Origin of the sequence: Liquorilactobacillus mali KCTC 3596 = DSM 20444 (assembly GCF_000260415.1) — a bacterium.
GTDB classification, from domain to species: Bacteria; Bacillota; Bacilli; order Lactobacillales; family Lactobacillaceae; genus Liquorilactobacillus; species Liquorilactobacillus mali.
Genome location: NZ_BACP01000061.1, coordinates 15,722 through 36,542 on the forward strand (window position 1 = coordinate 15,722; position 20,821 = coordinate 36,542).

Here is a 20,821-nt window from a genome sequence, read left to right on the forward strand (position 1 = left end):
TCCTCTTCGTATTCTATTTGTTCAATTCTTGTTGACGCAATGCCGTTTTTATACGCGCAATCGTCTTACGAACTTCTTTTAAACGAGCAGTGTTTTCCAATTGACCGGTAGCTAATTGGAAGCGCAAGTTAAATAATTCCTCTTTGAATTGCTTTTCTTTATCGAGCATTTCAGCAGTGGTTAATTCATTAATTTCTTTAGCCTTCATTTGATTCGCCACCTACTTCCTCACGTTTTACAAACTTAGTCTTCAATGGGAGTTTGTGGGAAGCTAAACGCAGTGCTTCACGAGCAACTTCTTCTGGAACGTCGCCAATTTCAAAAATAATCTTACCGCGTTTTACTGGAGATACCCAACCTTCAGGAGCACCTTTCCCAGAACCCATACGAACACCAATAGCTTTAGCAGTATATGATTTATGAGGGAAAATCTTAATCCAAACTTTCCCACCACGTTTCATGTAACGTGTCATTGCAACACGAGCAGCTTCAATCTGGCGGTTTGTAATCCAATGTGAATCAACAGCTTGCAAGCCGTATTCTCCAAAAGCAACAGTCTTGCCACCCTTTGCTTCGCCACGCATCTTGCCACGGAATTCACGGCGATGCTTTGTACGTTTTGGTACTAACATAGGTTATTTCCCTCCTTTACTATTATCTTTCTTAGCAGGTAAAACTTCCCCACGGTAAATCCAAACTTTAACGCCTAATTTACCATAAGTTGTGATTGCTTCTACCCAAGCATAATCGATATCAGCACGAAGTGTATGCAATGGAACTGTACCTTCTGAAAAATGTTCTACACGTGACATATCTGCCCCGTTCAAACGTCCAGCAACTTGTACTTTAATTCCCTTTGCTCCAGAACGCATTGTACGCTGAATACCTTGTTTCATAGCACGACGAAATGCAACACGATTTTCCAATTGTACTGCAATATTTTCGCCAACTAATTGAGCATCTAAATCAGGTTTCTTAATTTCAACAATATTAATATGAACTCTCTTACCTGTTAATTCATTTAATTCTTTACGAAGCTTTTCAACTTCTGATCCACCTTTACCGATAACCATACCTGGTTTTGCAGTATGGATTGAAACATTAACACGCTTTGCAGCACGTTCAATTTCAACGGTAGAGACAGATGCATCGGCTAATTTCTTTTGAATGTATTCACGGATGTGTAAATCTTCATGTAAATTGTCAGCAAAATCTTTTTCTGCGTACCATTTTGCATCCCAATCACGAATGATTCCTACACGTAATCCCGTTGGATTTACTTTTTGACCCACGCATTATCCCTCCTTATTTTACAGATACAACTACAGTAACATGACTAGTACGTTTGTTGATTGGAGAAGCAGAACCCTTTGCGCGAGGACGGAAACGTTTTAAGGTTGGTCCTTCGTTAACAAAAGCTTCACTTACTATTAAATCTTCAACATCTAAGTCAAAATTATTTTCTGCATTTGCAATTGCTGATTTTAATACTTTTTCAATGATTAGAGAGCCAGCTCTTGGTGTGAACTTTAAAATCCCTAATGCTTCAGCTACGCTTTTGCCACGTATGAGATCGATCACTAGACGTGCTTTACGTGCAGGGATTCGAACTGTTTTGGCAGTTGCTTTTGCTGATGTAACTTGTTCAGCCATTTTATTACCCTCCCTTACTTAACAACTGTTTTTTTGTCGCCACTACCATGACCACGGAATGTACGTGTTGGTACAAATTCACCCAACTTGTGGCCAACCATATCTTCTTGAATATAAACTGGAACGTGCTTGCGACCATCGTACACAGCGATTGTATAACCAATGAAACTTGGGAAAATTGTTGAACGACGTGACCATGTCTTAATTACAGATTTCTTTTCTTGATCTGCTTGAGCTTCAATTTTCTTCATCAAATGAGCATCAGCAAATGGTCCTTTTTTCAAACTACGACTCAATGTGAATCCTCCTTTCGGATCATCTAATCCTTAAGCAGCCTTTTGGCTACTTGTTACGTTTACGTACGATAAATTTATCAGATTGTGCTTTCTTAGAACGTGTCTTATAACCCATCGTTTTCTGTCCCCATGGTGACATAGGACTTGGACGACCGATAGGAGCTTTACCTTCACCACCACCATGTGGGTGATCGTTAGGGTTCATTACAGAACCACGAACTGTAGGACGCTTGCCAGCCCAACGTGAACGACCAGCCTTGCCGACTTTAATAAGTTCATGTTGTTCATTACCAACTGCACCGATTGTAGCACGGCAAGTTGAGAGAACCATGCGAACTTCACCAGAAGTCAAACGAACTAAAGCATATTTGCCTTCCTTACCAAGTAACTGTGCTGATGCACCAGCTGAACGAACCAACTGACCACCCTTTCCGGGTTTTAGTTCGATATTATGAATAATTGTACCAACAGGGATATCTGCTAATGTCAAAGTATTACCTACCTTGATATCTGCTTCCTTTCCTGATTGAATAACTTGACCCACTTCGAGACCTTTAGGAGCAAGGATATATGATTTAACACCATCAGCATAAACAAGTAGTGCAATGTTTGCTGAACGGTTTGGATCATATTCGATTGCCTTAACTGTTGCAGTTACGTCATCTTTAATGCGTTTAAAATCAATTAAACGATATTGACGCTTGTGACCACCACCACGGTGACGGACAGTAATACGGCCATAACTATTACGACCAGCTGTCTTGCTTTGTGATTCAAGCAACGATTTTTCTGGAGTTGTTTTTGTAATTTCAGAAAAATCTGAACCAGTCATATTACGACGTCCGTTAGTGGTTGGTTTAAATTTTTTGATCCCCACGTGTATTCCCTCCTATTACAAATTTTTATTCTTCAAATAATTTGATTTCTTTTGAATCTGCGCTTAAAGTAACAATTGCTTTTCTACGTTTCTTTGTGTAGCCAGCATAACGACCCATACGCTTTAATTTACCTTTAACGTTCATGATGTTAACTCTAACAACTTTAACGTCAAAAATTTCTTCAACAGCTTTCTTAACTTCGATCTTAGTTGCGCGTGTGTCAACATCAAATGTATAACGCTTTGCATCCAAGCCTTCAGTTGAAGCTTCTGTAACAACTGGTTTTAAGATAATTTTACGTGCTTCCATTTTATGCAAGAACCTCCTCTACTTGAGAAAGAGCTTCTTGAGTCATGACTAACTTGTCGCTATTAATAACGTCTAATACATTAACGCCTTTAGCACTAACGACCGTAACATTTGGTAAGTTACGAGCTGAAAGAGCAGCTAAGTCATTGCCATCTTCAAGAACTACTAAAACTTTTGTCTTAACATCTAAGCTATTCAAAACTTCTGCGAAAGCCTTTGTTTTTGGTTGATCAAAACTTAATTTGTCAACAATCAACAAACTCTCATTCAATACCTTTTGTGAAAGTACTGACTTGATTGCTAAACGGCGAACCTTCTTTGGAAGTTTGTAGCTATATGAGCGTGGTGTTGGTCCAAAGACTGTTCCACCACCAACCCATTGTGGCGAACGGATAGAACCCTGGCGAGCACGACCTGTTCCCTTTTGACGCCATGGCTTCTTACCACCACCAGAAACATCACTTCTGTTCTTAACAGCATGTGTTCCTTGGCGTAATGATGCACGTTGCATAATAACTGCATCAAAGACGACATTATCGTTTGGTTCGATACCAAAAATGTTTTCGTTTAATTCAACTTCACCATTTTTGCTACCATCTTGTTTGAATAATGTAACTTTTGGCATTTAATTATCCTCCCTTCCTCTAATTATTTTTCTTTAACTGCACCAAAGATAGTAACCAATGATTTGTTAGCACCTGGTACATTACCTTTGATTAAAAGTACGTTATTTTCTACATCAGCTTTTACAATTTCAAGATTCTTGATTGTAACACGATCTCCACCCATACGGCCTGGAAGTAATTTACCCTTGAACACACGGTTGATAATTACACCCATTGAACCAGGACGACGATGGTAGCGAGAACCGTGAGCCATTGGTCCACGTGATTGTCCCCAACGCTTGATATTACCTTGGAAGCCATGGCCCTTTGATGTACCTGTGACATTAACGATGTCGCCTGTTTCAAAGAGATCTGCCTTAACTTCATCTCCGACTTTGTAATCTCCAAGCTCAACATCTCTAATTTCACGAATGAAGCGCTTAGGAGCAGTTTTTGCTTTTGCTGCATGACCTTTAGCAGGTTTGTTTGACAAGACTTCACGTAAATCATCAAAGCCTAATTGTACAGCTTCGTAACCATCATTTTCGACAGTTTTGATTTGCATTACAACGTTAGCACCAACTTCAACAACAGTTACAGGAACTAATTCGCCATTATCAGTGAAAACTTGTGTCATCCCTACTTTTTTTCCTAAGATTCCTTTAGTGGTCATGAGTACACCTCCAATTAATTTATTTTACTATTTCTTTAGTAATTACTGAATTATAATTTGATTTCAATATCAACGCCACTAGGTAGATCCAATTTCATCAATGAATCAACTGTTTTAGGTGTTGGATTAACAATATCAATCAAACGCTTATGTGTGCGCATTTCGAATTGCTCACGTGAATCCTTGTACTTATGTGGTGAACGGATAACCGTGTAAAGCGTACGTTCCGTTGGTAACGGAATAGGACCTGCGATTGTTGCGCCAGTTCTTTTTGCTGTTTCGACAATTTTATCAGCAGACTGATCTAAAATGCGATGTTCGTATGCCTTTAAGCGAATACGAATTTTTTGTTTTGCCATTGTGTTCCCTCCTTCGTCTATTTTAAAAACAAGACTAGCTCCGTCGAAATTCCCAACCACCCCATGGCAAAGCTCCCGGGTGTGTCGCAACCTTCAACATCATAGCTCAAACTTCTTTTTAATACGCGCACTTATCCCTCGGACAAGTACCTTTTTATAATACCTTGGATATGCCTTCAAAGCAAGAGATTTTTTAATTTAATTTGCTTTTTTTTCAAAATATGCTTATTCTTTTTGTAAACACTTCTGAAAGGGATCGATCTCAATGAAAAAAGCTATCCTAATAATCGACTACACAAATGATTTTGTTGATGATAAAGGTGCACTAACCTGTGGTGCTCCCGGGCAAGCAATTGATACTGAAATTGCAAAACTAGCAAATTTTTTTTTAGCAAACCATGACTATATTATTTTTCCAACAGATTTGCACAAAAAAAATGACCCTTACCATCCTGAAACAAAACTTTTTCCGCCACATAATCTCGCAAACACTTGGGGACATCAATTGTTTGGCAGTGTTGGTACATGGTTCAATCTACACAAAAATGATGATGAAGTTTACTTCTATGATAAGAATAGATACTCTTCTTTTGCAAACACCAATCTTGAAAATTTCCTGCGCACACATCACATTGAAGAACTTTATCTCACTGGTGTATGTACCGATATTTGTGTTCTCCATACTGCTATTGACGCATATAACAAAAACTTTAAAATTACAATTCCCCAAAACGCAGTAGCTAGTTTTAATCAGACCGGACATGAATGGGCACTTGATCACTTTAAAAACAGTCTTGGGGCAACCATTATTTAATAATCGCCTTTGCTGCCGTTCATTGTTTAAAATCCACTAAAAAGAAGACTTACTATATAAGAAAAGAACCAAGGCAAAAATTAACTTTTGCTTTGGTTCCTTTTTAATTATTCGACACTACCGCCATTTTTCTTGATAATTTCTTCTTGAATACTCTTTGGAACTGGTTCGTAATGATCCATTGTCATTGTGAATGTTCCACGTCCTTGTGTTGCTGAACGTAATGTTGTAGCGTAGCCGAACATTTCAGCAAGTGGCACAAAAGCCTTAACAACTTGTGCATTTCCACGAGCTTCCATACCTTCAACACGACCACGACGAGCATTAACATGTCCCATAACATCACCTAAGTAATCTTCAGGGGCAACAATTTCAACACGCATGATTGGTTCAAGAATTACAGCACCGGCACTCTTAGAAGCGTTGCGCAATGCCAATGATGCAGCTACCTTAAATGCAGCTTCACTAGAATCGACATCATGATAACTACCATCATATAACTTAGCCTTAACATCAATTAATTGGTATCCTGCAAGAACACCATTTTTCATTGATTCACGCAAGCCTTGTTCTACTGAAGGAATATATTCACGAGGAACAACCCCACCAACGATAGCATTTTCAAATTCGAAGCCTTTGCCTTCTTCATTTGGTGTAAATTCGACCCAGACATCACCGTATTGACCTTTACCACCAGACTGACGAACAAACTTACCCTGTGCAGATACTTGTTTTGTAAATGTTTCACGGTAAGCAACTTGAGGAGCACCAACCTTAGCTTCAACTTTGAATTCTCGTTTCATACGGTCAACGATAATATCCAAATGAAGTTCACCCATCCCAGCGATTAATGTTTCACCAGTCTCAGGATTAGTTTCAGCTTTGAAAGTTGGATCTTCTTCGGCAAGCTTTTGCAAAGCAACATCCATCTTATCTTGATCAGCCTTCGTATTAGGTTCGATTGATACTTGGATAACTGGATCAGGGAATTCCATTGATTCGAGAATTAATGGGTGCTTGATATCAGTTAAAGAATCACCAGTTGTTGTATCTTTCAACCCGATTGCTGCAGCAATATCACCAGAGAATACTTCAGCGATTTCTTTACGATGATTTGAATGCATTTGCAACAAACGGCCAACACGTTCACGTTTGTCTTTTGTGGCATTCAATACATAAGAACCAGCCTCAAGTGTTCCAGCATATACACGGAAGAAAGTTAGGCGCCCAACGAATGGGTCTGTAGCAATCTTAAATGCTAAACCAGCAAATGGCTTATCATCGCCTGCAACTAATTCAACTTCTTCATCTGTCTCTGGATCAGTAGCCTTATAAGGCTTAACATCCAAAGGTGATGGTAAGTAATCATTAACTGCATCAAGCATCATCTGAACACCCTTGTTTTTGAAAGCTGAACCAGCTAAAACAGGGAATAACTCTAAGTTTAATGTTGCTTTACGAATAGCTGCTTTTAATTCAGCCACAGAGATTTCTTCACCTTCAAGGTATTTTTCCATAATGCCTTCATCAACATCTGCAATTGCTTCAATCATTGCATCTCTGCGTTTTTGTGCTTCTTCTTTATAATCATCAGGAATATCGACTGTGTCCCATTTTGAACCGAGCTCATCTTCATCATAGATATCGGCCTTCATTTCAAGCAAGTCGATAACACCTTGAAATTCATCCTCAGCACCTATTGGCATTTGGATGGCTACGGCATTGGCTTGAAGACGATCCTTGATTGTACTTACAGAGTAGTCAAAGTTCGCACCGATTTTATCCATTTTGTTAGCAAAAACAATCCGAGGAACAGCATATGTCGTAGCTTGGCGCCAAACATTTTCTGTTTGTGGTTCAACACCTGACTGTGCATCAAGAACAACTACAGCACCATCAAGAACACGCAATGAACGTTCAACTTCGACTGTAAAGTCAACGTGTCCTGGGGTATCAATGATATTGATACGATGATCTTTCCATTCAGCAGTTGTAGCAGCAGATGTAATTGTGATACCACGCTCTTGTTCTTGCTCCATCCAGTCCATTTGTGATGCCCCTTCATGGGTTTCACCAATTTTATGGATTTTACCAGTATAATACAAGATGCGTTCTGTCGTTGTCGTTTTACCAGCATCGATATGAGCAACGATCCCGATATTACGTGTCCTTTCTAACGGGAATTCACGTTTGTTAGCCATTTGAGAGATTTCTCCTTCCAAATCTAATTAAAATTATGAATATTTTAAATAATTTCAAAAAAATGACTACTATAGGATTACTGAAATCATATAATAGCCATTTTCCAAAATTACCAGCGATAATGTGCAAATGCACGGTTCGCATCTGCCATTTTATGTGTATCTTCACGTTTCTTAACAGATGCACCAGTATTATTGGCAGCATCAATAATTTCTTTTGCCAAGCGTTCTGGCATAGTATGTTCGCCACGTAAGCGAGAATAGTTAACCAACCATCTCAAACCTAATGTAGTACGACGATCTGGACGAACTTCAATAGGAACCTGATAGTTAGAACCACCAACACGGCGAGCCTTAACCTCAAGTACAGGCATGATGTTCTTCATCGCTTCTTCAAACACTTCCAATGGTTCATTGCCTGTTTCTTCTTTAATTGAATCAAAAGCTTCGTATAAAATTCTTGAAGCTGTCCCACGTTTGCCATCAACCATCAGACGATTAATCAAACGAGTAACCAATTTAGATTTATAAATTGGGTCTGGGAATACTTCACGTTTTGTAACAGCACCTTTTCTTGGCATCTAAATAACCTCCTTAAACCGATCTATTATTATTTCTTAGGTCTCTTAGTACCATACTTCGAGCGACTTTGCTTACGGTCAGTAACACCGGCTGTATCCAAAGCACCACGAACGATATGGTAACGAACACCAGGAAGATCCTTTACACGACCTCCACGAATCAAAACAACACTATGTTCTTGTAAGTTATGACCGATACCTGGAATGTACGCTGTAACTTCAATCAAGTTGGACAAACGAACACGAGCATACTTACGTAAAGCTGAGTTAGGCTTCTTAGGTGTCATTGTACCAACACGAGTTGCAACCCCACGTTTTTGAGGAGCAGGATTGTTTGTTTGAACTTTCTTATAACTGTTATACCCAAAGTTTAAAGCTGGGGAATCAGATTTTGAACCTTTAGATTTACGACCTTTACGAATTAATTGATTAATTGTTGGCATCTAAAGCTTCCTCCTTCCTAAATTTACATTTTTTAAGTACACACATCCAGGTGGTTCATTATTTTACAAAAAAATAAAAAAGAACCCGAATGAAACGATGTATGCTAACGTAACACAGTCAGCATGTCCCGACAACGAGAGAAACTGTCCACATAAAGCACCTTGAGTATAATAACATCTTGCTTGGTTACCTGTCAATGTTTTTTAAATATTTCCCGTTTTTATTTTTAGTGCGTAATTACATTGAAATAGACAAAAGGTGGTCTTCTAAATGTACAATGTCTTAATTTTCTTACTGGGTTCAGTTTTAAGTTCTTTTACTGTGTGCTACAGCTGGAGATATGTCAATAATATATCTCAATTACAACGACGTTCTTTTTGTGAGCAGTGCCATCATCCCCTAAAAGCCTGGCAACTTATTCCTATTCTTGGTTTCTTTTTGCAAAAAGGACGCTGCTTTTTTTGTACTTCAAGAATCTCACCGTTAAGTACCATTATTGAATTCTTGGGAGGAAGTCTTGCAGTGTTTTGTCATTCAAACTATTCTCGTCCCTACTTTTTTGTTTTATTTTCCTTTATCATGTGGAGTCTTTGTCTTGGGCTTCAGGACTATAAATTATATGCAGCTTCAAGCAACATTTTATATCTAGGGTTCTTAATATTCTCAGCATTAAGTATTATATTTTTAAAATTTTCATTCTCTTATTTCCTTCAATTTTTCTTGTTGTTGAGCGTACTTGTTTATTTCTCAATCAAAAAAATGTTTGGTTGGGCCGATGTACTCTATATAATTACTTCCTACTTTGTAGTTGGTTATCAATATACTTTATATTTATTGCTTATTGCTTCAACTCTTTGCATTCTATTTTTCTTAATCACTCATTTAAAAAAAGCCCCTTTTTTACCATTTCAAGCTCTTTCTTTCATCATTATTATTGTTGTTCATCCATTATAATTAAAATTTAAGACACAAAAAAAACTAGCGATAAAATTCGCAGTTTTTTATATTTAGTTAGTCATTCGAAGTGGAGCCTTGTGCAGCAGCTTCTTCTTCTTTCATTTTCTTCTCTAGGTCAGAGATAGAATAGACATTCTCAGAAACAGTTCCAACTTCTTTTGGCTTGATTCCACGGTAGTCAGGCATACCTGTACCAGCGGGAATAATCTTACCAATGATAACATTTTCCTTCAAACCAATGAGTGGATCATTCTTACCACGAATTGCAGCATCTGTTAAGACACGTGTAGTTTCCTGGAACGAAGCAGCTGACAAGAAACTATTTGTTTCAAGAGAAGCTTTCGTAATCCCAAGCAATACAGGTCTTGCAGTAGCTGGAATTCCACCTTGGATAATGGTTTTATAATTTTGGTCTTTAAAATCGAAAATATCCATCAATGTACCTGGCAAGAGCTCCGTATCCCCTGGATCCATCACTCTAACTTTACGTAACATCTGGCGAGACATAACCTCAATATGCTTATCGGAGATTTCAACACCTTGCATACGGTAAACCTTTTGAACTTCTCTTAGAATATAGTTTTCAGTCGATAAGACATCGCGTACCTGAATAAGTTGTTTAGGATCAATCGACCCAACAGTTAATGCATCTCCACGATGAATCTTGTCTCCTTCAGCAACTTTTAATACTGAAGTGAACGGCAGGCTGTAAGTTCTTGTATCAGTTTCACCCTTAACAGTAACTTCCTTTGTACGCTCAGCAGGATTTTCTTCAATCGCCTCAACAACACCTGTAACTTCAGTAATTTCAGCACGACCTTTAGGGTTACGTGCCTCAAAAATTTCCTGAACACGAGGAAGTCCTTGCGTAATATCATCTCCAGCAACACCACCAGTATGGAAAGTACGCATCGTAAGCTGAGTACCTGGTTCACCAATTGATTGAGCAGCAACGGTTCCGACTGCTTCACCAACTTCAACTTCATCGCCAGTAGCCATATTACGACCATAACAATGTTCACATACCCCATGACGAGTGTTACATGTAAATGCAGAACGAATTGTAACCATTTCAACACCGGCATTGATAATCTTAGTTGCTAACTCTTCATCCATCATAACATTTGCCGGTACAATAACTTCACCTGTCTTAGGATTCTTAACTTCCTTCATTGTGTAACGACCTAAAATACGATCATACAATGGTTCAACTAATTCATTGCCTTCACGAATTGCTGTTACATCAAGTCCACGATCGGTTCCACAATCTTTTTCACGGATAATTACATCCTGTGCAACATCAACCAAACGACGTGTAAGATAACCAGAATCAGCAGTCTTAAGAGCCGTATCAGTCATACCTTTACGGGCACCATGAGTAGAAATGAACATTTCCATAACAGACAAGCCTTCTCGGAAGTTTGCAATGATTGGTAATTCCATTGTCTTACCATTAGGAGCAGCCATCAGGCCACGCATCCCAGCAAGTTGTGTAAAGTTTGAAATATTACCACGTGCACCAGAATCTGACATCATTTGAATTGGGTTTTTAGGATTCATGTTCTGAATAAGTTTTTCTTGAATCTGGTCTTTTGCATCATTCCAGATTGCAATTACTCTTTCATAACGCTCATCTTCAGTAATCAAACCACGACGGAACTGTTTTGCAACATTCGCAACTTCTTTATGGGCCTTGTCAATGATAGCTGGTTTTTCTTTCAGGTCAGTAACATCAGAAATACCAACGGTCAATCCGGACTTAGTAGACTCATAATATCCAGTATCCTTCATTCTATCAAGCAACTTAGATGTTTCAGTAACTTTAAATTTCTTGTAAACTTCGGCAACGATATCACTCAAGAAACCTGCTTTAAATGGCAAAATCAATTCATGATCAGCAAGATATTGATGAATATCAACGCCGGGTTCAAGAAAGAACTTATCAGGTGTGTTCCCTGTAAGGTTTTCTTCCGTTGGTTCATTCAAGTATGGGAACTCCGGTGGAAGAATCTCATTAAAGATCGCTTTACCAACAGTTGTGACCATAACTCGTTCTTTTTGCCAATCACTGAATGGCTTGCCTAATTTAGCAAGAGAAACAGTTTGCAAACCAATTCGTGTGTGTAAATGAACATAGTTATTCAAGTATGCCGTACGTGCCTCATTGACATCTTTGAAAACCATTCCTTCACCTTCACGGCCTGCTTCTTCAACCGTCATGTAATAGTTACCAATAACCATATCCTGTGATGGAGTAACAATTGGTTTACCATCTTTAGGAGCCAAAATATGATGAGCAGCAAGCATCAGCAAGCGTGCCTCCGCTTGTGCTTCTGCGGACAGCGGAACATGAATAGCCATCTGATCTCCATCAAAATCGGCATTGTATGCCTCGCAAGCTAATGGATGCAAACGCATAGCTTTCCCATTCACTAGGGTAGGCTCAAAAGCTTGAATACCCAAACGGTGAAGTGTAGGTGCACGGTTTAAAAGAACAGGATGTTCCTTAATAACATCTTCCAATACATCCCAAATGTCTTCATCTCGGCGATCAAGTTTTCGTTTAGCATTCTTGATATTAGAAGCCATCTCGCGCTGAACAAGTTCTTTCATCATGAAAGGCTTAAACAATTCAAGTGCCATTTCATGAGGAATTCCCATTTGATTCATTTTGAGCTTAGGTCCAACATCAATAACAGAACGTCCAGAATAATCAACACGCTTACCAAGTAAGTTTTGACGGAAACGTCCTTGCTTACCTTTAAGCATATGTGACAATGACTTCAATGGACGATTACCAGGTCCAGTTACAGGACGTCCACGGCGCCCGTTGTCAATCAGCGCATCAACAGCTTCTTGTAACATACGTTTTTCATTTTGAACAATAATCCCAGGTGCATTCAAGTCAAGCAAACGTTTCAAACGATTGTTACGGTTAATTACGCGACGATACAAATCATTTAAGTCTGAAGTTGCAAATCGTCCACCTTCAAGCTGTACCATTGGGCGAAGATCTGGTGGAATAACGGGAATTGCATCCAGTACCATCCAGCTAGGTTTATTCCCTGATTGTAGGAATGCTTCAAGAATATCAAGGCGACGAACTGCACGTGTTCTCTTTTGCCCAGTTGCTTCCTTTAATTCTTCTTTTAACTCTGCACATTCTTTTTCAAGTTCAACATCTTGTAACAAGGTACGAATTGCTTCCGCTCCCATTCCAGCTTTGAATTCATGCCCATATTGTTCACGTTTTTCACGAAACTCGCGTTCTGTTAAAAGCTGCTTTTTTTCCAGTGGTGTGTTTCCAGGTTCTGTAACAACATATGAGGCAAAGTAAATAACTTCCTCAAGTGCACGTGGACTCATATCAAGCACTAGACCCATGCGGCTAGGAATTCCCTTAAAATACCAAATATGCGTAACTGGGGCTGCAAGTTCAATATGTCCCATGCGTTCACGACGAACTTTAGAACGTGTAACCTCAACACCACAACGATCACAAACGATTCCTTTATAACGAATACGTTTGTACTTACCACATGCACATTCCCAATCTTTTGTTGGTCCAAAAATTCTTTCGTCAAACAAACCGTCTTTTTCTGGTTTAAGAGTACGATAGTTTATTGTTTCTGGTTTCTTCACTTCACCATAAGACCAACTACGGATCTTATCTGAAGAAGCCAAACCAATCTGCATACTATCGAATTTATTGACATCGATCAAGAGACCGACCTCCTTTTCTTATTTGGATGATTAAAGTAGTCGACTAGCCGATTTTATAGCAACTAGTTCTCAGTTCTAGATTCAGTCTTTTCCACATTGACTTCCTCTTTTTGTTCTTTCTTTTCAGCTTGTTCTTTCGCTACCTTACTTAAAGCATCAACATTAACGACTTCATCGTCTTCGTCATCCATATCACGTAATTCAATCTCATTCTTAGCTACATCCAAGACCTTCATATCAAGGCCTAATGATTGCAACTCTTTTACAAGTACACGGAATGATTCAGGAACGCCTGGTTTTGGAATTGGTTCACCTTTGACAATTGCCTCATAAGTCTTAACACGTCCAACAACATCATCAGACTTATACGTCAAAATTTCCTGTAAAGTATATGCAGCACCATATGCTTCAAGTGCCCATACTTCCATTTCACCAAAGCGCTGTCCACCAAACTGTGCTTTACCACCAAGAGGCTGTTGTGTAACGAGTGAGTATGGTCCAATAGAACGAGCATGAATCTTATCATCAACCATATGTGCAAGTTTCATGTAGTACATAACACCGACAGCAATTCGGTTATCAAATGCATCACCTGTACGACCATCATAAAGAACTGTTTTCCCATCAGTTGACATGCCTGCTTCTTTTAAAGCATCCCAGATATCACTATCACGAGCACCATCAAAAACTGGTGAAGCAACATGTATACCAAGTTTGCGAGCCGCCATACCCAAGTGAAGATCGAGAACCTGTCCAATATTCATACGAGATGGCACACCCATTGGGCTAAGCATAATATCAATTGGAGTTCCATCAGGCATAAATGGCATATCCTCTTCAGGAATAACGATTGAAACTGTCCCTTTATTACCATGACGTCCAGCCATCTTGTCACCAACTTGAATCTTACGTTTTTGTGCAATATAAACACGAACCATCATGTTAACACCAGGAGACAATTCATCACCTGCTTCACGTGTAAAGATTTTTACATCTTGCACGATTCCGCCACCACCATGAGGTACACGTAATGAAGTATCACGAACTTCACGAGCTTTTTCGCCAAAGATTGCATGCAATAGACGTTCTTCAGCAGATAATTCTGTCACACCTTTAGGGGTAACCTTACCAACTAAAATATCACCATCATGAACCTCAGCACCAATACGCACAATCCCAAATTCATCAAGGTCACGTAATGTATCTTCACCAACGTTAGGAATCTCACGAGTCATTTCTTCAGGCCCTAGCTTTGTATCACGAGCTTCTGATTCATGCTCTTCAATATGGATTGATGTGTATACATCTTCTTTAACCAAGCGTTCATTAATAGCAATCGCATCTTCAAAGTTATAGCCATCCCAAGTCATGAAGGCAATCAATGGATTTTGTCCTAATGCTAACTCTCCACCTTCCATTGATGGACCATCAGCCAAAACCTCATCATAATCAACATGATCTCCCACGCGAACAATCGGTCTTTGGTTATAGTTTTTACCACCATTAGAACGGCGGAATTTCATTAACTTGTATTTATCAAGCGAACCATCGGCACGACGAACACGGATTTCACGTGCATCTACATATTCAACGGTACCTTCACTCTTACTAATTAGAGCTACCCCTGAGTCATGTGCAGTCTTGTATTCGATACCTGTTCCAACAAGTGGAGCATGTGGATCAAGCAAAGGCACAGCTTGACGCTGCATGTTGGCACCCATCAACGCACGGTTAGAATCATCATTTTCCAAGAATGGAATACATGCCGTTGCAACCGCAACAACTTGTTTAGGTGAAACATCCATATAGTCGACTTTATCAACAGTTGTTTCGATATTTTCACTCTTGCTGCGAGCCATAACAACATTATCAACAAATGAACCATCTTCATTTAATGGTGAGTTAGCCTGTGCAATAACATAATTATCTTCTTCATCAGCAGTCAAATAATCAATCTTATCCGTAACCATATGTGTTGTCCATGAAACACGACGATATGGTGTTTCAATAAAGCCATAACGATTTACTCGAGCATAAGAAGAAAGACTGTTAATCAAACCAATATTGGGTCCTTCAGGTGTTTCAATTGGGCACATCCGACCATAATGAGTATAATGAACATCTCGAACTTCATACCCAGCACGATCACGAGTCAAACCACCAGGTCCTAAGGCAGATAAACGACGCTTATGTGTTAATTCACCAAGCGGATTAGTCTGGTCCATAAATTGTGAAAGCTGCGAACTACCAAAGAATTCCTTGATGGAAGCAACTACAGGACGAATATTAATTAATTGTTGTGGTGTCACAGTTGATGTATCTTGAATTGACATTCTCTCACGAACAACACGTTCCATACGTGAAAGACCAATTCTAAATTGGTTTTGTAATAATTCACCAACTGAGCGGATACGACGGTTGCCCAAATGATCAATATCATCAACAAACCCAATTCCTTCTTGTAAATTAAAGAAATAGTTCATTGAAGCAATAATATCAGCGGGCAAAATATGTTTAAATTTCAAATCGATGTTTCCATTACCAATCATGTTTACAACTTTTTCGGGATCATTTGGAGAGTAAACTTTAATGATTTGAAGAGTCATAGGGTCAGTAACAACCCCTTCATCTGACGGATGGAAAACAACGGTCTTGAAATCTTTCTTTTCAAGATATGGTGTCAATTTCTCCATAACGTGTTTATCAAGCACAGTATCCTTGTTAACGATAATCTCCCCTGTTTCAGGGTCTGCTAACGTTTCAGCAAGTGTCAAATTAAGCAATCTAGTCTTTAAATCAAGTTTTTTATTAATCTTGTATCGACCAACAGGAGCTAAATCATAACGTTTTGGATCAAAAAAGCGTGCAGTTAGCAAGCTACGTGAACTGTCAGCAGTTTTGGGCTCTCCTGGACGTAGTCTTTCATAAATATCCTTCAATGATTCAACAACACGTGAATCATCTGCATTTTTGTGAACATCTTTTTCAAGAGTCAGCATCAAGCTATCAGAGCTACCAAGAATTTGGATAATCTCATCGTCTGAACTATACCCAAGAGCACGAACTAATTCAGTCAAAGGAATCTTACGTGTACGATCAATACGAACATATGCAATATTTTTTGCATCCGTCTCATACTCTAACCATGCACCTCGATTAGGGATTACGGTTGTACCATAATTTTCACGCCCATTTTTGTCCAATTCAGAGTTATAATACACTCCTGGTGAACGTACTAATTGGGAAACAATTACACGTTCGGCACCATTGATGATAAACGTACCCTGTTCAGTCATTAACGGAAAATCACCAAAGAAAACATCTTGTGCCTTGATCTCACCGGTTTCATGATTAATCAAGTTAAGTGTTACATGAAGTGGAGCTGAATAATTTGCATCATGTTGTCTTGCTTCCTCTACAGTGTACTTAGGTTCAAGCAACTGATAGTCGACAAATTCAAGCGATAAGTTACCCGCAAAATCCTCAATTGGCATAATATCTTCAAACATTTCGCGAAGACCTTCATCCAAAAACCACTTGTAGGAGTCGCTTTGAATCTCAATCAAGTTAGGTAAATCAAGTACTTCCTTGATTCGAGCATAACTTCTACGTGTACGGTGTTTACCGTATTTTACTATATGTCCTGCCAAGTTGTTCACCTCTCAAAATTTTTCTGTGACAGCCAACAAATATTACATTTGTGTTACAAATTGCTAAAAAAACATTTTTTTGGCAAAAAAAACCAAAAACAGGTCACATCGTAAAACGAATTAACACTATTTTTGCTTCTATAAGGGGATCCTATGGACAATAGATCACAGTCTCCCCATTTCACAGTTTTGCAATTACCTATACTAACAATAAAATTTTATTATGTCAAGAATAAGACTAACGAAAGTCAAAATTGCTTCAGCTAGCTCCGTACTAGTGTAAACCAAAACATAATAATAGAGAAACCACCGCAAAACAATTACTTGCAATGTTTCCTCTACTATAACTAATTAACTACATAAAACAAATTTTAAAACATCGGCTTTTAGAACAACATCACTGTTTTGTTAATTCTTTTTTATTTTCATTTTCACTAACAGTAATATTGATTTTGCCCTTAGAAGCTCCAATCGTTACTTTGCTGCCAACCTTGACTTGTCCAGTAATCAATAACTCACTCAATTTATCTTCAACTTCAGTTTGTAAAGCCCTTCTAATTGGTCTTGCACCATATTCAGGATCAAAACCATTTTTCGTGATTACATCAACAGCAGCAGGTGTGATTTTAATCGAAACATTCTGTGCTCTTACACGATTCAACAATTCATTTGCCATGAGTTTGACAATCTTGTGCAGCTCCTCTTTTTTAAGTGAATGGAAAATGATTGTTTCATCAATTCTATTAAGAAATTCAGGTCTAAATGATTTCTTCAAAATTTCATTGATTTTAGCTGACATCTTAGTGAAATCATTAGCCGAGTCAGTACTGCCAAAACCAACTTCCTTTTCATCTCTAAGTGCAGTTGCACCAAGGTTAGACGTCATTATGATAATTGTATTCTTGAAATCAACCTTTCTACCCTTTGAATCCGATAGATAACCATCATCTAAAACCTGTAACAGAATATTAAACACATCTGGATGAGCCTTTTCAACTTCATCAAAAAGAATAACTGAATACGGGTGTTGTCTTACTTTTTCAGTTAGTTGACCACCTTCCTCATAGCCAACATATCCTGGTGGTGAACCGATAAGACGACTGGTTGCATATTTCTCCATGTACTCACTCATGTCTATACGGATCATTGAATCCTCTGAACCGAAGATTACTTCTGCAAGACTCTTGGCAAGTTCCGTCTTTCCAACACCTGTAGGGCCAAGAAACATAAATGATCCAATAGGTCGATTTGGATCCTTCAACCCACTTCTTGCACGTCTAATGGCACGAGAAACGGCAGAAACAGCTTCATCTTGCCCAATAACACGCTTATGCAAAACCTTTTCAAGATCAATTAAACGATTTGTTTCCTTCTTTTGCATCTGTGTAACTGGTACTCCAGTCCATTCGGAAACAATTTTTGCGATATCTTCTGCCTCGACACTCAAAGCGTATCCCGAATGCTTATCATTAGCTTCTGTTAGTCTCTCAACCTGTTTCTTGACTTTTAATTCTTTTTCTCTAATTTCAGCAGCTCCAGCGAAGTTTGCAGAACCTAGTGCTACGACTTTTTGTTCTGCCAAATTTTTTAATGTGTTCCTCTTTTCAGTAATTCTATTTATTCCATTGCTGTTTTCAATTCGTACACGTGCAGCAGCTTCATCCATTAAATCAATTGCCTTATCCGGCAAAAAGCGGTCTGAAATATAACGCACACTTAACTGTACAGCACTCTCAACAGCCTCATCTGTTATTTCAACTTGATGATGCTCTTCATACCGAGAACGCAAACCTTTAAGAATTGCAACTGTATCTTCACTTGAAGGTTCCTCGACCATTACCTTAGCAAAACGACGTTCAAGCGCAGAATCAGACTCAATATATTTTTGGAACTCATCAAGTGTCGTTGCTCCAACAACTTGAACCTCTCCTCTAGCTAAAGCAGGTTTCAAAATATTTGAAGCATCAATTGCACCTTCAGCACCACCAGCACCAATCAAGGTATGCAGTTCATCGATAAACAAGATAACATTGCCATCTGCATAAATCTCATCAATTATTTTCTTAACGCGATCTTCAAATTCACCACGATATTTGGTCCCGGCTACTAACGATCCCATATCAAGCATCATTACACGCTTATTCTGCAATGAATCAGGAACATCTCCAGCGATAATTGTTTCCGCCAATCCTTCTGCTACCGCAGTTTTACCAACTCCAGGTTCACCAAGTAAAACAGGATTATTCTTTGTTCTTCGGCTTAAAACTTGGATCAATCGTTTAACTTCTTTTTCACGCCCAATTACTGGATCTATTTTCTTATTTTGAGCCAAATCAGTAAGATCTCGTGCTAAAGAATTAAGGGTCGGTGTTCCATTTGCCTTCGTTGACTTTTTCTCATATTTTTTCATTTGGGCTTCACTCAAACCCAATTTATGGACTATTGACTGGTACATTCTCCTTGTATCGACATTAAGTGCCTGTAAAATACGAGAAGAAAGAATATCATTATTTCTCAAAAGAGCAAGTAGAAGATGCTCAGTCCCAATTTTTTGTGCATTGGTTCTCTTAGCCTCATCGCCAGCCAGTGCAAGTATTTCTTTTGCTCTAGGAGAATATGGAAGATAACCTATTTTATCAGTCTTTTTCAACGTCCCATACCCAGCGATTCGTTCAATCTCTTCTCTAACATCCGTCTCCGTAATTATAAATTGTTTTAAAACTTTTGCTGCTATACCATGTTCTTCGAGGGTCAAAGCAAGTAATAAATGTTCAGTTCCAATTGCTTGATGGCGAAAATATTTAGCTTGTTCCTGTGCCAAAACTAAGACTTTTTTCGCGCTTGGTGTAAATAAATTATCCATTATAACCCCTCACTTTCTAGTCGTCGTATCTTAAACGATTCAATATGCTGATTAAAATTCTTGCCCTAACTATCTTTTCAATCTGTCTATTCTCAAAGGCAAGAGTCCGTTTGTCAATGCTAGAAATAATCAAGTTAGATTCCCTTCTTGTAAGCATTCCCTCTTGATATAAACTTTGAATGATTTGAAACGCCTTATTAAAGTCAATTTCATCCCCTACCATATTAATCAAATCGTCTATAACATCCGAATCATCTAATAAATTGACTTTAACAATTCTGATATAGCCACCTCCACCACGCTTGCTTTTCACGACATATCCATTCTGAATTGTAAACCTAGTATTGATAACATAATTGATCTGTGATGGTACACAATTGAAAAGCTCAGCTATTTCGGAACGCTTGATTTCAATCTGTTGCGAATCAGCTAAAATACTTTTTAGATATTTTTCGATAATATCTGAAATATTTTGACTTTGCATGCAATCATCCTTTTTAATTTGACTAATATTGACTTTTATTATACGGAAAAAAATCACAATTGCAAAGTTAATGACATACTTCCAAATTATTTTATCTTTGTTACAGATTAAACCACAAAAAAAATTTTTATCAACCTAAATATTTAAAAAACAAAGAACACAAAAAAAGTTATGGTGGAATTCCATAACTTTATTGTCTATTATGTCCTCAAGTCGGGAAAACAAGATTTGAACTTGCGACCCCTACGTCCCGAACGTAGTGCTCTACCAAACTGAGCTACTTCCCGATTAACAAATCCAAAGAAATAAGTCCATCAACTATCTTATCGGG

Annotated in this window: 19 protein-coding genes and 1 tRNA gene; 2 read left to right on the forward strand and 18 right to left on the reverse strand. The window is 38.5% G+C overall.

Translation table 11 applies throughout. From position 1 onward, the window contains the following. Positions 1-13: 13 nt before the first annotated feature. From rpmC to rpsJ, 10 genes are read right to left on the reverse strand one after another with little or no spacing between them, the layout of a single operon-like run. Positions 14-208, reverse strand: a complete 195-nt coding sequence (rpmC, locus tag GSM_RS10890) for a 50S ribosomal protein L29 (RefSeq protein ID WP_003689426.1) — start codon at positions 206-208, stop codon at positions 14-16. Beyond that, complete coding sequence (rplP, locus tag GSM_RS10895; protein ID WP_003689429.1) at positions 198-632, reverse strand: 50S ribosomal protein L16; 435 nt, start codon at positions 630-632, stop codon at positions 198-200. The genes rpmC and rplP overlap by 11 nt, the downstream gene beginning before the upstream one ends. 3 nt (positions 633-635) lie before the next feature. Next, a complete protein-coding gene (gene rpsC / locus GSM_RS10900; protein WP_003689431.1) occupies positions 636-1,292 on the reverse strand; it encodes a 30S ribosomal protein S3 in 657 nt (218 codons plus the stop codon). A gap of 13 nt (positions 1,293-1,305) precedes the next feature. Next, positions 1,306-1,653, reverse strand: coding sequence for a 50S ribosomal protein L22 (gene rplV / locus GSM_RS10905; RefSeq protein ID WP_003689433.1), 348 nt, complete (start codon positions 1,651-1,653; stop codon positions 1,306-1,308). A gap of 14 nt (positions 1,654-1,667) precedes the next feature. After that, the gene (rpsS, locus tag GSM_RS10910) at positions 1,668-1,949 is read right to left on the reverse strand and encodes a 30S ribosomal protein S19 (RefSeq protein ID WP_003689435.1); all 282 of its coding nucleotides are present in this window, start codon (positions 1,947-1,949) and stop codon (positions 1,668-1,670) included. A gap of 46 nt (positions 1,950-1,995) precedes the next feature. Next, positions 1,996-2,826, reverse strand: a complete 831-nt coding sequence (rplB, locus tag GSM_RS10915; protein WP_003689438.1) for a 50S ribosomal protein L2 — start codon at positions 2,824-2,826, stop codon at positions 1,996-1,998. Between the two features lie 25 nt (positions 2,827-2,851). Next, the gene (rplW, locus tag GSM_RS10920; RefSeq protein WP_003689439.1) at positions 2,852-3,136 is read right to left on the reverse strand and encodes a 50S ribosomal protein L23; all 285 of its coding nucleotides are present in this window, start codon (positions 3,134-3,136) and stop codon (positions 2,852-2,854) included. Between the two features lies 1 nt (position 3,137). Continuing rightward, positions 3,138-3,761, reverse strand: a complete 624-nt coding sequence (gene rplD, locus GSM_RS10925; RefSeq protein WP_003689441.1) for a 50S ribosomal protein L4 — start codon at positions 3,759-3,761, stop codon at positions 3,138-3,140. Between the two features lie 23 nt (positions 3,762-3,784). Further along, positions 3,785-4,414: a 50S ribosomal protein L3 gene (rplC, locus tag GSM_RS10930; RefSeq protein ID WP_003689442.1), complete on the reverse strand. Its 630-nt coding sequence runs from the start codon at positions 4,412-4,414 to the stop codon at positions 3,785-3,787. Positions 4,415-4,464: 50 nt separating this feature from the next. Continuing rightward, positions 4,465-4,773 carry a 30S ribosomal protein S10 gene (rpsJ, locus tag GSM_RS10935; protein WP_003689445.1) on the reverse strand — a complete coding sequence of 103 codons (309 nt, stop codon included), beginning with the start codon at positions 4,771-4,773 and terminating at the stop codon, positions 4,465-4,467. Between the two features lie 265 nt (positions 4,774-5,038). On the opposite strand from rpsJ, the gene GSM_RS10940 reads away from it, so the two are divergent. After that, positions 5,039-5,587 carry a cysteine hydrolase family protein gene (locus GSM_RS10940; protein WP_003689447.1) on the forward strand — a complete coding sequence of 183 codons (549 nt, stop codon included), beginning with the start codon at positions 5,039-5,041 and terminating at the stop codon, positions 5,585-5,587. Positions 5,588-5,694: 107 nt separating this feature from the next. On the opposite strand, the gene fusA is transcribed toward GSM_RS10940, so the two are convergent. From fusA to rpsL, 3 genes are all read right to left on the reverse strand, one after another. Beyond that, positions 5,695-7,788, reverse strand: a complete 2,094-nt coding sequence (gene fusA, locus GSM_RS10945; protein WP_003689449.1) for an elongation factor G — start codon at positions 7,786-7,788, stop codon at positions 5,695-5,697. Between the two features lie 110 nt (positions 7,789-7,898). After that, positions 7,899-8,369, reverse strand: a complete 471-nt coding sequence (gene rpsG, locus GSM_RS10950; protein ID WP_003689451.1) for a 30S ribosomal protein S7 — start codon at positions 8,367-8,369, stop codon at positions 7,899-7,901. A gap of 29 nt (positions 8,370-8,398) precedes the next feature. Further along, on the reverse strand, positions 8,399-8,812 hold the full coding sequence (rpsL, locus tag GSM_RS10955) for a 30S ribosomal protein S12 (RefSeq protein ID WP_003689453.1): 414 nt from the start codon (positions 8,810-8,812) through the stop codon (positions 8,399-8,401). Between the two features lie 271 nt (positions 8,813-9,083). Between rpsL and GSM_RS14765 the strand changes: the two genes are divergently transcribed. After that, positions 9,084-9,767, forward strand: coding sequence for a prepilin peptidase (locus GSM_RS14765; RefSeq protein ID WP_003689454.1), 684 nt, complete (start codon positions 9,084-9,086; stop codon positions 9,765-9,767). A gap of 57 nt (positions 9,768-9,824) precedes the next feature. On the opposite strand, the gene rpoC is transcribed toward GSM_RS14765, so the two are convergent. The 5 genes from rpoC to GSM_RS10980 form a co-directional block, all read right to left on the reverse strand. Beyond that, positions 9,825-13,493, reverse strand: coding sequence for a DNA-directed RNA polymerase subunit beta' (rpoC, locus tag GSM_RS10960; RefSeq protein ID WP_003689456.1), 3,669 nt, complete (start codon positions 13,491-13,493; stop codon positions 9,825-9,827). Positions 13,494-13,555: 62 nt separating this feature from the next. After that, the gene (gene rpoB, locus GSM_RS10965; protein ID WP_152134730.1) at positions 13,556-17,152 is read right to left on the reverse strand and encodes a DNA-directed RNA polymerase subunit beta; all 3,597 of its coding nucleotides are present in this window, start codon (positions 17,150-17,152) and stop codon (positions 13,556-13,558) included. Positions 17,153-17,540: 388 nt separating this feature from the next. Further along, positions 17,541-20,006, reverse strand: a complete 2,466-nt coding sequence (locus GSM_RS10970) for an ATP-dependent Clp protease ATP-binding subunit (RefSeq protein ID WP_010078205.1) — start codon at positions 20,004-20,006, stop codon at positions 17,541-17,543. A 16-nt stretch (positions 20,007-20,022) separates the two neighbouring features. Continuing rightward, positions 20,023-20,490 carry a CtsR family transcriptional regulator gene (locus GSM_RS10975; protein ID WP_010078206.1) on the reverse strand — a complete coding sequence of 156 codons (468 nt, stop codon included), beginning with the start codon at positions 20,488-20,490 and terminating at the stop codon, positions 20,023-20,025. Between the two features lie 213 nt (positions 20,491-20,703). After that, a tRNA-Pro gene (locus GSM_RS10980) sits at positions 20,704-20,777 on the reverse strand. Positions 20,778-20,821: the final 44 nt, after the last annotated feature.